Below are 16,829 nucleotides of genomic sequence, written 5' to 3'. Positions count from 1 at the left end.
CACCACGGAGGCACCGCACCATGAACGACATCCGAACGACCGAGCTCCCGACGGACGAGACCCGAACGAACGAGATCCGCCGCGTCGCCGTCGTCGGCGCCGGACAGATGGGCGCGGGCATCGCCGAGGTCTTCGCCCGCGCCGGCCTGGACACCGTCGTCTGCGAGAAGGACCGGGCCGCGCTCCGGGCCGCCCGCGGCCGCATCGACCGCTCCCTGCACCGCGCCGTCGACCGCGGCCGGATCGACCCGGCCGAGCGCGAGTCCGCCTGGGCGCACCTGCTGTTCGCCGACGACCCGGCGGCGCTCGCGGACCGCCAGCTCGTCGTCGAGGCCGTCGTCGAGGACGAGCACGCCAAGACCGAGGTGCTCACCACCCTCGACAAGGTCCTCGTCGACGACGGGGCGATCCTCGCCACCAACACCTCGTCCATCCCGGTCACCCGCCTCGGCATCGCCACCGGCCGCGCCTCGCACGTCCTCGGCCTGCACTTCTTCAACCCGGCGCCGGTGATGCCGCTGGTCGAACTCGTCTCCTCGCTGCACACCGACCGCACCGCCCTGCGCCGGGTCGAGGCCTTCGCCCGGGACGCCCTCGGCAAGCACGTCATCCACTCGCGCGACCGGGCCGGCTTCGTCGTCAACGCCCTGCTGGTGCCCTACCTGCTGTCCGCGATCCGGATGGCCGAGGCCGGCCACGCCACCCCGGAGGACATCGACGCCGGCATGGTCCACGGCTGCGCCCACCCGATGGGCCCGCTCGCCCTCGCCGACCTGATCGGCCTGGACACCGTCGAGGCCATCGCCCGCTCCCTGTACGACGAGTACAAGGAGCCCCTCTACGCCCCGCCGCCACTGCTCTCCCGGATGGTCGAGGCCGGCCTCCTCGGTCGCAAGAGCGGCCACGGCTTCCACCCCCACCGGACGTCCTGACCCCGGATCACCGGGCCCGAGAAGAGCACCGGGCCGCGCCGGGCCGAACCAGGCCGAGCCGAGCAGAACCAAACAGCAGGTCAATTCTCCCCAAAGCCCTGGTAAAGTTCCTCCCCGTGCCGCAACGGGGGGACCGCGGCCGTTTCCAGGGGGGGCATCACCGCCGGCCTCGTTCCACCGGACCGCCACGGTGGCGGAGGTGCCGCCCTGCTCGCGCCCGGCCGCCCCGCGGTCTCCCCCGTGCCCCGGAGAGGGGTGGCGGCGCTCCACCGGAACACGGGAGACAGCTCATGGCTGACGAGATGGTTCGTCTGGCTCAGAAGTTCATCAACACGACCTACAACAGCGGTGCCATGCTCGGCATCTCGAAGCTGGAGGAGGACGGCCGCACCGGCTGGCCGACCATGTACGCGCTGACCCGCGCGCTCCAGTACGAGATGGGCATCACCGCGCTGTCGAACTCCTTCGGCCCGACCACCCTCTCGACCCTCCAGGCCAAGTACCCGAGGCTCGACGAGTCGACCGTCCCGTCCGCGAACTTCTGCCGTATCCTCCAGGCCGCCCTGTACTGCAAGGGCTACGACGGCGGCGAGATCGACGGGAAGTACAACGACCGGGTGAAGGCCGCGGTCGGCAGGCTCAAGACCCACATGGGCCTGGAGTCGGTGTTCCCGGGCGGCGCCCTCGAACCCAAGGTGGTCAAGGGCCTGCTCACCATGGACGCCTACGTCACCGTCAACGGCGGCACGGACGGCGTCCGGGCCATCCAGCGGTGGCTGAACGGCCGCTACGTCAACCGCAAGGACTTCTTCGTCATCCCCTGCGACGGGCACCACTCCCGGGACGTCGCCAAGTCCATGCTGCTGGCGATCCAGTACGAGCTGGGCATGGCCGACGGCACCGCGAACGGCGCCTTCGGCCCCGGCACCCAGGCGGGGTTGAAGGGCCGCACCCTCACGGTCGGCGCCACCGGCACCTGGCCGACGCTGTTCACCGCGGCGATGATCCTCAACAAGCGGGACGTCCCGCTCGGCGACTTCACCGCCACCGTGAAGAGCGGCGTGGAGGCCTTCCAGTCCTTCGTGAAGCTGCCGGTCACCGGCACGGGCGACTTCCAGACCTGGGCCTCGCTGCTGGTCTCCTACGGCGACCAGACCCGCCGGGGCACGGCCTGCGACGGCGTCACCAAGATCACCCCGGCCCGCGCCCAGGCGCTCAAGGACGCCGGCTACCAGTACATCGGCAGGTACCTCTCCAACGCCTCGACCACCAGCCTGCCGGAGAAGCAGATCCAGCCGGGCGAGCTGGCCACCATCAAGCAGTACGGCCTGCGCTGCTTCCCGATCTACCAGACCTGGAGCCGGTCGGCGGACTACTTCGGCTACGAGCAGGGCAACAACGACGCCTTCCGCGCGGTCGAGTGGGCGCGCTTCCACGGCTTCAAGCCCGGCACCACCATCTACTTCGCCGTCGACTACGACGCGATGGACGGCGAGGTCACCGCCAAGATCGTCCCGCACTTCCGGGGCGTCCACCACACCATCAGCGAGAACTCCCCGTACCGGGTGGGGATCTACGGCCCGCGCAACGTCTGCCAGCGGGTCGCCGACGCGGGCTACGCGGAGACCAGCTTCGTCTCCGACATGTCCAGCGGCTTCTCCGGCAACCTCGGCTACCCGATGCCGACCAACTGGGCCTTCGACCAGATCGCCACCGTCACCGTCGGCTCGGGCGCGGGCGCCATCGAGATCGACAACAACATCGCCTCCGGCCGGGACACCGGCCAGGGCGACTTCGACCCGGGCCTGCCCAGCGTCGCCGGGCTCGACGTGGACCTGGACAAGACCGCCTACCGCGACCCGATGCTGCGCGACGTGCAGAAGTACCTCACCTCGATCGGCGTGCCGGAGACCGGCGGCTCCGGCTGGACGGACTCCGACTGGGTCACCCTCGGCGGGGTCTCCACCACCAAGGCGTACGACCTGGTGCTCAGCGCGGACTGGCTGTTCACCGCGCTGGCCCGCGAGTTGAAGCTGCGCAAGGCCCTGATCCAGGCCCCCGTCCTGTGGGAGCTGCGCAAGCTGAACCCGCTCGACGCGGTCTCCGACGCCGGCGTCCGCAACGGGATCCTGGAGGACTGCAGCACGGGCTGGGGCCAGATCTTCGCCCGGGTCGCCATGGCCGCCCGCAACTACTGCCTCAAGGAAGGCCTGATCAACGGCTCCCCGCTGGCCGAGCCCAACCTGCGGGAGGTCTGGGACAAGCTCCAGGACCCGGCCTACAACATCCGCTCGGTCGCCTACCTGACGGTCTACAACGCCCACCAGCTCAAGATCGCCCGCCCCGACCTGACCACCGGCCCGGCCGACACCCAGGCCCTGCTCGCCCGGTACAACGGCCTCGGCGAGGACGCCCAGCAGTACGGCCGCGAGCTGATCGGCCTGTACAACGTCCTGGAGGGCTACAACCTGCTCTCCCGCACCAAGTGAGCTCCGCTGCCCCGGCGGACGCCGAACGGCCCCGGGACTACTCCCCCACCGCCGCCGTCGTGAACCTCCTGCTGGGGGTGCCCGGCATCGTCCCGGTCTGGCTGCTCTACTACTTCGCCGCCAACTGGCCGCTCGCCGCGCTCGGTTGGACCAGCCGTGAGCCGACGGAGAACGACGGTGTCCTGCCGTGGCTGCTGCTGCCCGGCCCCCTGGTGCTCGGCTCCGCCGTCCTGTGGTGGTTCGCCAACCGCGCCCTGCGGCGCCGCACCGCCCCGCACGGCCGCCGCGCGGTGTACTGGCCGACCAGCGTCCTGCTGACCCTGGTGCCCACCTTCGTGCTCATCGTCGTCCTGTAGGAGAAAGAGAGTTGGAAAACGTGCAGACCACCGTCACCCGGCGCACCGTCACCCGACGGACCGCCGTCCGGGGCGCCGCCGTCCTCGGCGCGGCCGCGGCCACGGCCGCCCTGCTCCCGGGCACGGCCTCGGCCGCCCCGGGCACCACCCCGCCGCAGGCTCCCGGGCTCCCCGAACTCACCGAACGGAAGCTCCCCACCAGCGCCAACGGCTGGACGATCGAGAAGGAGGCCAACCACGTCTCCACCGTCTGGACCCGCCAGGTCGCCGGCACCGGGCTCTCGGTCGACCTCCGGATCGGCGACGTCGAGGAGATCCTCGTCCACCTGATCCGGCGCTTCCACTACGAGGTGGAGGAACTCCCCGACGGCGACCTGCTCGGCTGGCAGGAGATCGGCGGCCTGCGGACGGCACTGCCGGAGTCGAACCTCGCCTCCGGCACCGCCGTCCGCATCCGCCCCGGCGCCTCGGCCAAGGGCGGCCTCTTCGCCCACCAGGAACTGGTGCTGCGCGACATCCTCGCCGACTGCCAGGGCGTGGTGCGCTGGGGCGGGGACGACGACGAGGTGGACGAGTCGCTGTTCTACCTCGCCCTCGGCCCGCAGGACCGCCGGGTGAACCGGCTCGCCGACCGCCTGCGCGGCTGGGCCGAACGCCCCGGCGCGGGCGCCGGCACCCCGGTGGACGTGGCCTCCCCGGACCGCCGCACCGAGGCGAGCACCCTGGCCCGCACCCAGCGCGCGGGCTGACCACCCCACGGGGGCGGGCCCGGCAGCCGTGCCGCGCCCGCCCCCGAACCCGTCCGATCGGCCCGCCTGATCAGCCCATCTGATCAACCCGCCCGATCAGCCCGCGAGTTCGGCCCGCAGGCGGCGGGCGGCGGCGACCAGGCTTTCCAGCGAGGCGCGGGTCTCGGGCCAGCCGCGGGTCTTGAGGCCGCAGTCGGGGTTGACCCAGAGCCGCTCGGCGGGGATCGCCGCCAGTCCGGCCCGCAGCAGCTCGACGGCCTCCTCGGTGCTCGGCACCCGCGGGGAGTGGATGTCCCAGACACCCGGGCCGACCTCGCGCGGGTACCCGGCGGAGGCCAGTTCCCCGGCGACCTCCATGTGCGAACGGGTCGCCTCCAGGGAGATCACGTCGGCGTCGAGTTCGTCGATCGCGGTCATGATCGCGCCGAACTCGGCGTAGCACATGTGGGTGTGCACCTGGGTGTCGGCGCGCACGCCCGAGGTGGCCAGCCGGAAGGCCTCGGTGGCCCAGTCCAGGTAGGCCGGGCGGCCGGCGGCGCGCAGCGGCAGGGTCTCGCGCAGGGCCGGTTCGTCGACCTGGACGACGGCGGCGCCCGCGGCCTCCAGGTCGGCGACCTCGTCGCGCAGGGCGAGGGCCACCTGCCGGGCGGTCTCGGCGAGCGGCTGGTCGTCGCGGACGAAGGACCAGGCGAGCATGGTGACCGGGCCGGTCAGCATGCCCTTGACCGGGCGGTCGGTCAGGTCCTGGGCGTAGCGGAACCAGTCGACGGTCATCGGCTGCGGGCGGGAGATGTCCCCGGCCAGGACCGGCGGCCGGACGTAGCGGGTGCCGTAGGACTGCACCCAGCCGTGCCGGGTGGCCAGGTAGCCGGTGAGCTGCTCGGCGAAGTACTGGACCATGTCGTTGCGCTCGGGCTCGCCGTGCACCAGGACGTCCAGGCCGGTCTTCTCCTGGTAGGCGACCACCTCGCGGACCTCCGCCTCCATCCGCTCCCGGTACGCGGCGGCGTCGATCCGCCCGGCGGTCAGGTCGGCCCGGGCGACGCGCAGTTCGGTGGTCTGCGGGAAGGAGCCGATGGTGGTGGTCGGCAGCAGCGGCAGTGCGAGCCGGGCCCGCTGGGCCGCGGCCCGTACGGGGTAGGGCTGGGCGCGCCGGGCGTCGCCCGGGGTGACGGCCGCGGTGCGGGCGCGTACGGCCGGGTCGCGGGTGATCGGCGAGGTGGCGCGGGAGGCCAGGTCGGCGCGGTTGGCGGCGAGTTCGGCGGTGATCGCGCCGGTGCCCTCGCGCAGGGCGCGGGCCAGCAGCGCGGTCTCGGTGGCCTTCTGCTTGGCGAAGGCGAGCCAGCGGGCGATCTGCGGGTCGATGTCGCGTTCGAGGGTGGCGTCGATCGGCACGTGCAGCAGCGAGCAGGAGGGCGCGACGTCGACCCGGTCGGCGAGCCCGAGCAGGGTGGCCAGGGTGGCCAGCGAGGCGCCCAGGTCGTTGATCCAGATGTTGCGGCCGTCGATCACCCCGGCGACCAGGCGCTTGCCGGGCAGCCCGCCGACGGCGGCGAGGTCCGCCAGGTTGGCGGCGGCCGGTCCGGTGAAGTCCAGCGCCAGGCCCTCCACCGGGGCCTTGGCCAGCACCGCCAGGGCGTCGCCGAGGCGGTCGAAGTAGCTCGCCACCAGCAGCTTGGGGCGCTCGGTCGGCGCGCCCAGCTCGCGGTAGGCCCGGGCGGCGGAGTTCAGCTCGGCCGGGGTCCGGTCCTGGACCAGCGCGGGCTCGTCCAGCTGCACCCACTCCGCGCCGGCGGCCCGGAGCGCCGCGAGCAGTTCCGCGTAGACGGGCAGCAGCCGGTCCAGCAGGGTGATCGGCTGGAAGTCGGGGGCCACCCCCGGCGCCGGCTTGGCGAGCAGCAGGTAGCTGACCGGCCCGACCAGCACCGGACGGGCGCCGTGGCCGAGCGCGAGCGCCTCCTTGAGCTCGGCGACGGCCTTGGCCGGGTTCGCGGCGAAGGCGGTATCCGGCCCCAGCTCCGGGACGAGGTAGTGGTAGTTGGTGTCGAACCACTTGGTCATCTCCAGCGGAGCGACGTCCTGGTTGCCGCGCGCCATGGCGAAGTAGCCGTCCAGCGGGTCGGCGTCGACCGCCGCCCGGTGCCGCGGCGGGATCGCGCCGACCGCCACGGTGGTGTCCAGTACGTGGTCGTAGAGCGAGAAGTCGCCGGTCGGGACCTCCTCGATGCCGGAGTCGGCGAGCTGCTGCCAGTTCCCCCGGCGCAGGTCGGCGGCGGTGGCCAGCAGCACCTCGGCGGTGACGGCGCCCTTCCAGTACCCCTCGATCGCCTTCTTCAACTCCCGGCCCCGCCCCTGGCGGGGGTAGCCGTGGGCGGTGGCGAGGGTCGCCGCGGCTGCGGACTTCGTGGTCAAGGGACTCTCCTTCGCGAGTCTGGTTCCTCAAGTGCCCGGCGACGGGGACGAGGACGCGAAGGGACGACGGACCGGACGGGCCCCCGCACACGGGTACGGCTCCGCCAGGTGTGGTCGCCGACCCGCCCTCGAGGTCACCGGATGGCCGGGCGCGAACGGTCGCACCCGGGCAGTGGCAGGTCTTCGGACTCGCGGGCCCGCCCGTCCTCCTCGAGGACCGGCACCTACTGGCCGTCGCTTCCCAGACCCGAACCGGGCCCAGTGCGTATGACGGCGGTCGTTCCCACTCACCGCTGCGGGGCAGTCCCGGACTGGCCAGTTGAAAGGCGTCACCGGGTTCCCTCTTACGACACCCCGCCTGGCGGACGGGGCGAACCAGCTGCACCCGCCACCCTACGGGCAGCCCGCCGGTTTCCGGTCGGAGAACCGCACAACCGTCCACATGATGAGACGACGTCAGCCGCCGACGACCTCGGCCTGCGACCGGGGTCAGCCTCCGGCCGCTGCGACGGCCCGGGTCAGCCGACCGCCACCCCGACCAGGCAGGTGTCATCGTCGGTGTCGGCACCGCTGTACTGCAACAGGTGGTCCAGGTGCCCCTCGAGGCCGTCCCCACCCTCGGCGGCCAGCCGGTGCGCCCGCTCGGCGAGGGTCGTCAGGTTGCTCAGCGACGCCTGGAGGGACTCGTCGCGGCGCTCGATCAGCCCGTCGGTGTACATCACCAGGGTGTCCCCGGGCCGGAGCACGATCTCCTCCTCCTGGTAGTCCGCCTGGTCGACGGCGCCGAGCAGGATCCCGCCGAGCTGCGGGAGGGTCCGCGCCCGGCCCTCGCGCAGCAGGACCGGTGGCGGGTGGCCAGCGCGGGCCCAGCGCAGCCGCCGGGTGGCGGGTTCGTAGAGCCCGCAGACGGCGGTGGCGGTCACGTTGTCCGTGAGGTGGTGGGTCACGCTGTTCAGCCAGTTGAGCAGTTGGCCCGGTCCGGCACCGGTAGCGGCCAGGCCGCGCAGGGCGTTGCGCAACGCGACCATGCCGGTGGCTGCCTCGATGCCGTGCCCGGCGACGTCGCCGACGCAGATCAGGACGTCGCCGGTGGGCAGCACGAGGGCGTCGTACCAGTCGCCGCCGACCAGGTGGTCCTTCTCGGCGGGGCGGTAGCGCACCGCCACGTGCAGGTCGTGAAGGTCCAGCGGCCCCCGGGCGGGCGGCATGATGGCGTGCTGGAGCTGGAGGGCGAGGCGGCTGCGCTCGGCGGCCTGCTGCTCGCTCTGGGCGAGCTGGTCGCGGGTGGCGGCCAGGGCGACCTCGGTCCAGTGCTGGGCGGAGATGTCCTGGTAGGCGCCGCGGACCACGCGCAGTCCGCTGTCCGGGTCGTGCACCGGTTCCGCCACCACCCGGATGTGCCGGGTGACCCCGTCGGCGCGCTGGAGGCGGAAGGCGGTGGAGGCGGGCCGCCGGTGGTGCAGCAGCGTCCGCAGGAAGCGGCCGATGGTCTGCCGGTCGTCCGGGTGGGCGTGCTCGGCGAGCTGGTCGAGGGCGATCGGCCGGTCGGTCGGCGCGAGCCCGTGCAGCTCGAACAGGGTTTCGTTCCAGTCGATCCGACGGGTCGCCAGGTTCTCCTCGAAGCCGCCGATGCGGCCGAGGCGTTGGGCGTGCTGGAGCAGTCGGGCGACCCGCGGGGTACCGTCGTCGAGCCGCCAGACGACCACCAGGTGGGTGCCGTGCCGGCTGATGCCCACCTGGGCCCGGGCGGTCAGCGGCACCCCGTCGACCAGGGCGGCCAGCCGCATGTCCTGGGTACGGAAGGGCTCGCCGGTGGCGAAGACGTGCTCGACCATCTCGGCCAGACCGCCCGGTGCGGCCGCCAGCGGGTAGGCCTCCAGCAGTCGGCGACCCACGATGGCCACCGTCGGCCGGCCGGCGAAGTCCGCGAAGGACGGGTTGACGTGCCGGATCACGAACCGGGGCGGGAGTCCGTCGTGGTCCGGGGCGAGCCGCAGGACCAGGCAGGGGTCGAACAGTCCGTCGGCCAGCTGCCGCAGTTCGTCGAACTGGGCGTCCGCGGGATCGCTGGCGGAGAACTCCCGTCCGTCCCAGGACTCCAGGGTGGCGGCGGCCACCTCGGCGAGCGCCTCGAACTGCCGTTGCAGGGGCTGGGAGCGCTCGGGGAGTTCCTCGTTCCAGCAGAGCTCCAGCACGCCGATCAGCCGGCCGCCGACCCCGGCCGGCACGGCCAGCCGACCGCCGCGGACGTCGTGCTGGCCGATCGAGGGCAGCGAGGCGTCGGCGAGCACGGGGTAGGCGACGGTGCCTCGTTCGTCCAGCGCCCGGCGGGCCGGCGTGGGCACGCCCGGGGGTACGTGGCGCCAGCGGCGGGCCTCCTCCGGCTGGAACCCGGCGCTGCCCGCGAGGGAGAGCGAGAGGTCGGGATGGGCGGCCCAGACGGCCACCGCGGCCACGCCGAGCGGCCGCAGGGCGTGCTCCAGCATGGAGCGGGCCGCGCTCTCGGCGTCGCCGCCCGCGACAGTGTCGGCCTCGATGCTGCGCAGCCGGCGGGCGACCGGGCCCGTGGTACGGACGGCCGTACCGGCGACGAAGTCACGGGCGAGTGCGGAGATCCGGTCGGCCGCGACCTGGTTGACCAGGTCGGCGGCCAGCGCCAGGGTGGTCACCCCGGCCTGCTCGGCGAGGCCCTCCAGCTGGCGGGCGGCCTCGGTGGGGCCGCAGCGCAGCCGTTCCACCAGGACGCCGACGGCCAGCTCGACCACGGCGCGGCCCGCCGAGTCGGCCTGGGCCTGGTCGAGTTCCCGGCGCAGCCACTCCACCGTGCTGGCGAGCCGGCCCATGGCGGTCGCCGTCGGGTCCGGGTCCGGGTCCGGGTCCGGGTCCGGGTCCGGGCCGCCCGGGGCTGCCGGGCGGGCCGTCGGTTCCGGACCGTACGACGGGGACGCCTCGCCGGGCGGGGCTGCGTCGCCGACCGGCTGCGGACCGGCCGGGGTGCGCTGGGCGCCGACCCTGGGCAGGACGGTGGCCGGGTCCGCCGCCCGAGCGCGATCGGCTGCGGGCTGCTCCGGTGGGTGCTGCACGGTGGTGGGCTCCTGGGTCGTGGACGGCGGCTCCGGACGGCGACTCCGGACGGCGGCTACCGGGTGAGGTGGTGGGTGATCCGGTTGATCACCTCGTCCGCGTCCACCGGCTTGGTGATGTAGTCGCTCGCCCCTGCGGCCAGGCTCTTCTCCCGGTCGCCGAGCATCGCCTTGGCGGTCACGGCGATGATCGGCAGCCCCTCGTGCTCGGGCATCGCGCGGATCGCCGCGGTGGCCGTGTACCCGTCCATCTCGGGCATCATCACGTCCATCAGGATGACGTCGATGCCGGGGTGGGCGGTCAGCGACTCCAGGGCGGCGCGCCCGTTCTCGGCCTGGAGGACCCGCATCCCGTGCAGTTCCAGGATGCTGGTGATCGCGTACAGGTTGCGGTCGTCGTCGTCGACCACCAGCGCCGTACGCCCGGCGAGGGCCGGCCCGGTGGCGGGGCTCCAGGCCTGGACCCGGTCCCCGTCGCGGACCGACGGGAGCGCGCCGCCGGGGTGGTCGGCGCTCATGTGGAGGGCGATCCGCTCGCGCAGTTCGTCGAGGCTGGCGAGCAGTTCCAGCGGTCGCCCGCCTGGGCGGGTGACCGCGTCCGGGTGCTGGACGGCGACGCTCCGGTTGTTGTGCGCCAGCACCGGCACGGTGTGCAGCGCCGGGTCGCCCTCCATCTCGGACAGCAGGGTCGCTGCCGTGCCGTCCGGTAGGTCCAGTTCCAGGACGACGCAGTGGCAGGGGGCGGTGGCCAGCGCGGTGGCGGCTTCCTGGGCACCGACGGCGGTGATGATCTCGACCTCCCGGTGCCCGGCGGAGTAGCGGGCGAGGTCGGCGACGGCGTTCTCCGCCACCAGGGTCAGCAGCCCGCTGGGCCGCCCCTCGACCACCAGGAGCCGACGCGGCCGGCCCGCGGACGAGCGGTCGGCCGGTTCGTGGGCCTGGTCCGCGGCGGGCCGTGCGCAGACGCCGTCGTTCGGCTCCACGGCCGCCGTCGGGGCCTCGGGGACGGCGACCTCCGCGTGGACCACGGGCAGGTAGAGGGTGAAGACGCTGCCCCGGCCCAGGCTGCTCTCGACGGTGATCGCGCCGCCGAGCAGGTAGGCGATCTCCCGGCTGATGGACAGTCCGAGGCCGGTTCCGCCGTACTTGCGGCTGGTGGTGCCGTCGGCCTGCTGGAAGGCCCCGAACACGGTCTCCAGGTGCTGGGGCGCGATGCCGATCCCCGAGTCGGTGACCCGGAAGGCGAGCACCGGCACGCCGCGCCGTACGCCGTCTGGGAGTTCGGCCGCGGTGGCGGGCTCGATCCGCAGCTCGACCCGGCCGTGCTCGGTGAACTTGACGGCGTTGGACAGCAGGTTGCGCAGCACCTGCCGCAAGCGGTAGTCGTCGGTGCGCAGTTCGCCGGGGACCCCGTTGGCGGTGCGGACCGCGAAGGCGAGGTTCTTCTGCCCGGTCATCGGGCGGAAGGTGGCCTCGACGTAGTCCAACAGGGTCTGCAGCGGTACCGCGTCGACGCTGAGGTCCATCTTCCCGGCCTCGACCTTGGACAGGTCGAGGATGTCGTTGATCAGCTGGAGCAGGTCGGAGCCGGCCGAGTGGATGATGCCGGCGTACTCGACCTGCTTGGCGCTCAGGTTGCGGGTGGGGTTCTGCGCCAGCAACTGGGCGAGGATCAGCAGGCTGTTGAGCGGGGTCCGCAGTTCGTGGCTCATGTTGGCGAGGAACTCGGACTTGTACTTCGAGGCGAGGGTCAGCTGGTGGGCACGCTCCTCCAGCTCCTGGCGGGCCTGCTCGATCTCCAGGTTCTTGGTCTCGATGTCCCGGTTCTGGGCGGCCAGCAGCTCCGCCTTGTCCTCCAGTTCGGCGTTGGAGAACTGGAGCTCCTCCTGCCGGGCCTGCAACTCGGCCGACCGGGCCTGGAGTTCGGCGGTGAGCCGCTGGGACTCGCCGAGCAGCTCGTCCGTCCGGGCGTTGGCGATGATGGTGTTCACGTTGACGCCGATGGTCTCCATCAGCTGGTCCAGGAAGTCCCGGTGGACCTGGGTGAACGGCAGTACGGAGGCCAGCTCGATGACGCCGAGGACCTGCCCCTCGACCACGATCGGCAGCACGATGAGCGACAGCGACTCGGTGCGGCCGAGGCCGGAGGAGGCGGCCAGGTAGCCGGGCGGCAGGGCGCCCACCGCGATGGTCCGCCGGCTGCGCGCCGCCTGGCCGACGAAGGACTCGCCCAGCCGGAAGCGGGTGGGCCGCTCGCCGTCGGGGAACGCGTAGGAGCCGACCAGTTGGAGCACCGTCCCCCCGCCGCCGTCCTCGGCGAGGTAGAACGCGCCGCACTGGGCGCCGACCAGCGGGGCGAGTTCGTCCATCACGGACTCGGCGACGACGCCCAGGTCGCGTCGGCCCTGCATCAGCGCGGAGAACCGGGCCAGGTTGGTCTTCAACCAGTCCTGTTCCTCGTTGGCGCGGGTCGTCTCGCGCAGCGACTCGACCATGAAGTTGACGTTGTCCTTGAGGTCGGCGACCTCGCCGGAGGCATCCACGGTGATCGAGCGGGTCAGGTCGCCGGCCGCGACGGCGCTGGTGACCTCGGCGATCGCCCGGACCTGCCGGGTCAGGTTGCCCGCCAGCTCGTTGACGTTCTCGGTGAGCCGCTTCCAGGTGCCGGAGACGCCCCCGACCTTGGCCTGCCCGCCGAGCCGGCCCTCGGTGCCGACCTCCCGGGCCACCCGGGTCACCTCGTCGGCGAAGGAGGAGAGCTGGTCGACCATCGTGTTGATGGTCTCCTTCAACTCCAGGATCTCCCCGCGCGCGGTGACGGTGATCTTCTGCGAGAGGTCGCCCTCGGCCACCGCGGTGGCCACCTGGGCGATCGCACGGACCTGGCCGGTGAGGTTGCCCGCCATGGAGTTCACCGAGTCGGTGAGGTCCCGCCACGTCCCCGAGACGCCCTCGACCTTGGCCTGCCCGCCGAGCCGGCCCTCGGTGCCGACCTCCCGGGCCACCCGGGTCACCTCCCCGGCGAAGGAGGAGAGCTGGTCGACCATCGTGTTGACGGTGTTCTTCAACTCCAGGATCTCGCCCCGGGCGTCGACCTCGATCTTCTGCGTGAGGTCGCCGCGGGCCACCGCCGTGGTCACCTGGGCGATCCCGCGCACCTGGAAGGTGAGATTGCCGGCCATCGCGTTGACCGAGTCGGTGAGGTCCGCCCAGGTGCCCGACACGCCCGGCACCTTGGCCTGCCCGCCGAGCCGGCCCTCGGTGCCGACCTCCCGGGCGACCCGGGTCACCTCCGAGGTGAAGTGCGACAGCTGGTCGACCATCCCGTTGAACACCGAGGCGATCTCGCCCAGCAACCCGTGCTCGTCGTCGGGCAGCTTCGTGCTGAAGTCACCGTCCCGGACGGCCGTCAACCCGGCGAGCAGCTGGCGCAGTTCGGGCTCGTTCACCAATGCCGTCTCCGGCTCGCCCGCTGGGCGCTGCCGTGGGCCGTCGGTCGTGGTCGGGACAGCCATCGAACGTCGCCTCCGTAGAACGCGGGGCCTCGGCCCGGCATCCGGTCGTGAACACCGCCGGGCGGACCGGACGTGGCCGGTCCGCGCTCCGGGTGCGGTGGGTACCCCGACGGAGGCTACCCCAGCGGCCGTTCCGCCGGGAACGGCCGCCACCAGGCCGGGAGAAGCCGCCGGAGACGCCGGCCCGGCCCTCCACCGGACCTCCACGCGACCGGGGCGCACCACCCCGTCGGGCGGGGGTACCGGAGGTCCCGTCATACCGTCGCACGGGAGCCGCTGCGGGCCCGCCCGCCTGGGCGCAAGGACAACGGGGCCGCCCGACCGGACGGCCCCTCGGCGCGGAGCGGCCGACCGCCGCCGGCCGCTCCGTGAGCGGCTACCAGCGGTACCAACGGCCCCGCGCGCCGGTCGACGAGGTCCCTCGGGCGACGAAGCCGAGCAACCAGACGACCAGCACGATGACGGCTGCCCACCAGAGCACCTTGAGAGCGAAGCCGGCACCGAACAGGATCAGTGCGAGCAGAAGCACCAACAGCAGCGGGAGCATGTCCGGCCTCCTCGGTCGGGGTTGTGTGCCCGGCCTTCTGCCCCCGGATCGCGAAAGAATGCCCCGGTTCGCGACATGCCCGGGCACCCACCCGACAGCCGACTCCGTCAGGGCGCGCGGATCTTTCCGCACTCCGGGTGTGACGTTCACGAAGTGATGGCCTTGGGTAGTCGAATGGAAGCCGAAAGTAGCCGAATCTGGGGGGTGGTCAGGGAGCGACGATGCCGGAACACGAGGAGAGCGGTGCGCGGGCCGACACGGGCGGGCCGAGCGCGCCGGACGGGCCGCGGGTGCCGCCGCAGGGCGGACCGGGCGCAACGGAGGAGGGCGATCCCCTCTCCGGAAGACCGCCCCGGCCCGCGGGCGGCGCGGTCCGCTGGCCGGAGCAGATGCTGCCGCTGCTGCGTTCGCCGAACTCCGCCCACCCGGCGGCCGGGCACGGCGAGGAGGAGGACGAGGGTGCGGCCGATCCGGGGCCCGCCGTGGTCGCCGCCGTGCTCGGACTGACCCTGCTGGTCGGCGAGTTGATGCTGACCTGCGGTGAGGGCGCCGAGGACGTCGAAGCGGCCATGCTCGCCGTGGCGCGAACGTACCGGGTCCGTCCCTGCGACCCCCAGGTCGCCTTCACCCGGGTCGCGATCTCCTACCTACCGGGGCAGGGCGACCCGCCGGTGACGGCCGAGCGCTTCGTCCGCCGCCCCACCGGGGACTACGCCGGGCTGGCCGCGCTGTTCCGGCTGGTCACCGAGATCACCGCGGGCGGGCTCGCCGTGGACGACGCCCACCGACGACTGCGCGCCGTGCGCCGGCACTGCCGCCACTACCCGGCCTGGGTCCTGGTGCTCTCCTCCGGACTGCTGGCCGGCGTCGCCACCCTGCTGGTCGGCGGCCGGGCCGACGCCCGGGCCTGGCTGGTGTTCGTGAGCGCCGTGGTCACCACCATGGTGGGCGGTCTGCTGGCCGCCCGGGTCGAACGGCACGACCTGCCGGAGTTCTACCGGATCGCGGCCGCCGCGACCCCGGCCGCGGTGGTCGGCATCCTGATGTCCTTCAACCACCTGCAGCTGCGCGGCTCGGTGGTGATCACCGGCGGGCTGTACGCGCTGCTGCCCGGCTGGCCGATGGTCGCGGCCGTGCAGGACGGCCTCGCGGGCTTCTACCTCACCGCCGCCGCCCGGCTGCTGGAGGTGCTGTACCTCCTGGCGGGCGTGGTCGTCGGGGTGATGACCGTGCTGTACATCGGGGTCAACAACGGCGCCGACCTGGCCGCCCAGAGCGACCCGGCCGCCCCCGCCAACCCGCCGCTGCAACTCGCGGCCGCCGTCCTGCTCGCGCTGACCTTCGCGGTGCTGCTCAACACCGAGCCGGCCACCCTGCCGGCCGTCCTGGTCAACAGCGCCGCGGGCTGGACCACATACTCCGTGCTGGCCGACGCGGGCGCGGAGCCGATCATGGCCACCGGACTGGCCGCCGTCCTGGTCGGCCTGTCCGGCCAGCTGATGGCCCGCCACCGGGGCAGCTCGGTGCTGCCGTACGTCACGGCGGCCCTGGGGTCGCTGCTGCCCGGTTCGCTGCTGTACTTCGGGCTGCTCGCCTTCGTCCGCGGCGAACCGGAGGCCGGGCTCAGCGGCCTCGGGCACGCCACCGCCACCGCGCTGTCCCTCGCCATCGGCGTCAACCTGGGCCGGGAGGCGGCCCGCCTCTTCCTCCCGGCGCGGCCCTCCCCCGCGCCCGCCCGGCCCCGGGGCCGCCACCGGCGCTGAGGCCCGGCCGAGGTGCGCCGGAGGACGTCCGCCCACGAACCGGCCCGGCCCGTCTGCCGCTCCTCCGGTCGCCGGGCGCCCTCACCGGCCCGGAGGGCGCTCGTCGGGCCGCTGCCCGAGCCCGCGCGGGCCGGTGCCGTCGGGAGTGTGCCAGATCTCCGCGCGGGCGGCCCCCCGCTCCGTCCGCAACCGGCGACGGCGGGCCAGACGGTGGCCGCACCAGGCGAAGGCTCCGATGAGCAGCGCGGCGACGAGCAGGGACAGCAGCAGGACGGCCGGCCAGGGGGCTACGCCGGCTGCGGCCGTGATCGCTGGTGCGGTCATGTGTGTGCTCCGCTCCGTCCGGTTGCCGTCGTGCCCGGCCCTTCCGGCTACCCCGTCCGACCCGGCCCATGCGCGGTCGTGCCGGCACGGTCGGCCCCGCACGGTCATCCCCGCACGGTCGGCCCGCTCGGGGTCAGGGGAGCAGCCGCGCGAGGACGGCGTCGACGTCCAGGTGCTCGGACTCGCGGCCGGCCGGCACCAGGGCGAAGGCGTCGAGGAGGAACGCGGTCACCGCCTCCGAGGGCACGCTGATGACGGCCCTGCCCTCACGGCTGCGCAGCGTCACCAGGGTCCGCCCCCGCGGCCCGGGGGCGACGGTCACGTCCCCGTGCCCGGCCGGCGCGTGCTGCCCCTCGTGCAGCAGCTCCCGGGCGAAGAACCAGCGGACCTCCTCGTCCCCGTCGTCGACCGGCGGGAAGGCCAGGCAGATCGCGTACGGGAGCGAGGCGTCGAACCGGAGATGCGCTTCCAACGAGACGTGCGGAAAAGGGCCCTCGGGCAGGGTGACGGCGGTGGGGCGGCAGGTGGCGACGGACATGCGGACAGCTCTCCATTCGGTGACCGAGGGGTTCGGGGTCGTCCGTCACGGCGTTGAGCACCCGACGGCGGCAGCGCTCGGCTACCCTCTCCGGGCCGGTCCACCGCCCCGGATCGCCATG

At 73.4% G+C, this 16,829-nt stretch carries 11 protein-coding genes and 1 riboswitch; of the genes, 5 read left to right on the top strand and 6 right to left on the bottom strand.

Features of this window, described 5'->3' with window-relative positions:
- Window positions 1-20 precede the first annotated feature (20 nt).
- The 4 genes from ACFXPX_RS20585 to ACFXPX_RS20570 all read left to right on the top strand — a co-directional run bounded on the left by ACFXPX_RS20585 (window position 21) and on the right by ACFXPX_RS20570 (window position 4,526).
- A complete protein-coding gene (locus tag ACFXPX_RS20585; RefSeq protein ID WP_380642634.1) occupies window positions 21-932 on the top strand; it encodes a 3-hydroxybutyryl-CoA dehydrogenase in 912 nt (303 codons plus the stop codon).
- Between the two features lie 290 nt (window positions 933-1,222).
- Window positions 1,223-3,421: a glycoside hydrolase domain-containing protein gene (locus tag ACFXPX_RS20580; protein WP_380642632.1), complete on the top strand. Its 2,199-nt coding sequence runs from the start codon at window positions 1,223-1,225 to the stop codon at window positions 3,419-3,421.
- On the top strand, window positions 3,418-3,777 hold the full coding sequence (locus tag ACFXPX_RS20575) for a hypothetical protein (protein ID WP_380529820.1): 360 nt from the start codon (window positions 3,418-3,420) through the stop codon (window positions 3,775-3,777). Before ACFXPX_RS20580 ends, ACFXPX_RS20575 begins: the two co-directional genes overlap by 4 nt.
- Window positions 3,778-3,797: 20 nt before the next feature.
- Window positions 3,798-4,526 carry a hypothetical protein gene (locus ACFXPX_RS20570; protein WP_380642654.1) on the top strand — a complete coding sequence of 243 codons (729 nt, stop codon included), beginning with the start codon at window positions 3,798-3,800 and terminating at the stop codon, window positions 4,524-4,526.
- A 96-nt stretch (window positions 4,527-4,622) separates the two neighbouring features.
- Here the strand turns inward: ACFXPX_RS20570 and metE are convergent, their stop codons facing one another.
- The 4 genes from metE to ACFXPX_RS20550 form a co-directional block, all read right to left on the bottom strand.
- Complete coding sequence (gene metE / locus ACFXPX_RS20565; protein WP_380642630.1) at window positions 4,623-6,938, bottom strand: 5-methyltetrahydropteroyltriglutamate--homocysteine S-methyltransferase; 2,316 nt, start codon at window positions 6,936-6,938, stop codon at window positions 4,623-4,625.
- Between the two features lie 177 nt (window positions 6,939-7,115).
- A riboswitch (cobalamin riboswitch) is annotated at window positions 7,116-7,285 on the bottom strand.
- Between the two features lie 171 nt (window positions 7,286-7,456).
- Window positions 7,457-10,021: a SpoIIE family protein phosphatase gene (locus ACFXPX_RS20560; RefSeq protein WP_380642628.1), complete on the bottom strand. Its 2,565-nt coding sequence runs from the start codon at window positions 10,019-10,021 to the stop codon at window positions 7,457-7,459.
- A 56-nt stretch (window positions 10,022-10,077) separates the two neighbouring features.
- Window positions 10,078-13,470: a HAMP domain-containing protein gene (locus ACFXPX_RS20555; protein ID WP_380529828.1), complete on the bottom strand. Its 3,393-nt coding sequence runs from the start codon at window positions 13,468-13,470 to the stop codon at window positions 10,078-10,080.
- Between the two features lie 442 nt (window positions 13,471-13,912).
- Window positions 13,913-14,083, bottom strand: a complete 171-nt coding sequence (locus ACFXPX_RS20550; protein WP_380529829.1) for a hydrophobic protein — start codon at window positions 14,081-14,083, stop codon at window positions 13,913-13,915.
- 221 nt (window positions 14,084-14,304) lie between these two features.
- Between ACFXPX_RS20550 and ACFXPX_RS20545 the strand changes: the two genes are divergently transcribed.
- Window positions 14,305-15,846, top strand: a complete 1,542-nt coding sequence (locus tag ACFXPX_RS20545; RefSeq protein WP_380529831.1) for a threonine/serine exporter family protein — start codon at window positions 14,305-14,307, stop codon at window positions 15,844-15,846.
- Between the two features lie 81 nt (window positions 15,847-15,927).
- Here ACFXPX_RS20545 and ACFXPX_RS20540 read toward each other — a convergent pair whose 3' ends face one another.
- Together ACFXPX_RS20540 and ACFXPX_RS20535 are read right to left on the bottom strand one after the other, a co-directional pair.
- Entirely contained in the window at window positions 15,928-16,170 is a 243-nt protein-coding gene (locus tag ACFXPX_RS20540; RefSeq protein ID WP_380529833.1) for a hypothetical protein, read from the bottom strand.
- A gap of 133 nt (window positions 16,171-16,303) precedes the next feature.
- A complete protein-coding gene (locus tag ACFXPX_RS20535; protein ID WP_380529835.1) occupies window positions 16,304-16,708 on the bottom strand; it encodes an SsgA family sporulation/cell division regulator in 405 nt (134 codons plus the stop codon).
- Window positions 16,709-16,829: the final 121 nt, after the last annotated feature.

Origin of the sequence: Kitasatospora sp. NPDC059146 (assembly GCF_042786665.1) — a bacterium.
Taxonomy (GTDB): Bacteria; Actinomycetota; Actinomycetes; order Streptomycetales; family Streptomycetaceae; genus Kitasatospora.
This window is presented reverse-complemented; position numbering and strand designations above follow the sequence as displayed.

Coding starts and splice junctions, on each gene's coding strand:
- ACFXPX_RS20585 (WP_380642634.1), top strand. CDS start 21: ATGAACGACATCCGAACGACCGAGCTCCCGACGGACGAGACCCGAACG.
- ACFXPX_RS20580 (WP_380642632.1), top strand. CDS start 1,223: ATGGCTGACGAGATGGTTCGTCTGGCTCAGAAGTTCATCAACACGACC.
- ACFXPX_RS20550 (WP_380529829.1), bottom strand. CDS start 14,083: ATGCTCCCGCTGCTGTTGGTGCTTCTGCTCGCACTGATCCTGTTCGGT.
- ACFXPX_RS20545 (WP_380529831.1), top strand. CDS start 14,305: ATGCCGGAACACGAGGAGAGCGGTGCGCGGGCCGACACGGGCGGGCCG.
- ACFXPX_RS20540 (WP_380529833.1), bottom strand. CDS start 16,170: ATGACCGCACCAGCGATCACGGCCGCAGCCGGCGTAGCCCCCTGGCCG.
- ACFXPX_RS20535 (WP_380529835.1), bottom strand. CDS start 16,708: ATGTCCGTCGCCACCTGCCGCCCCACCGCCGTCACCCTGCCCGAGGGC.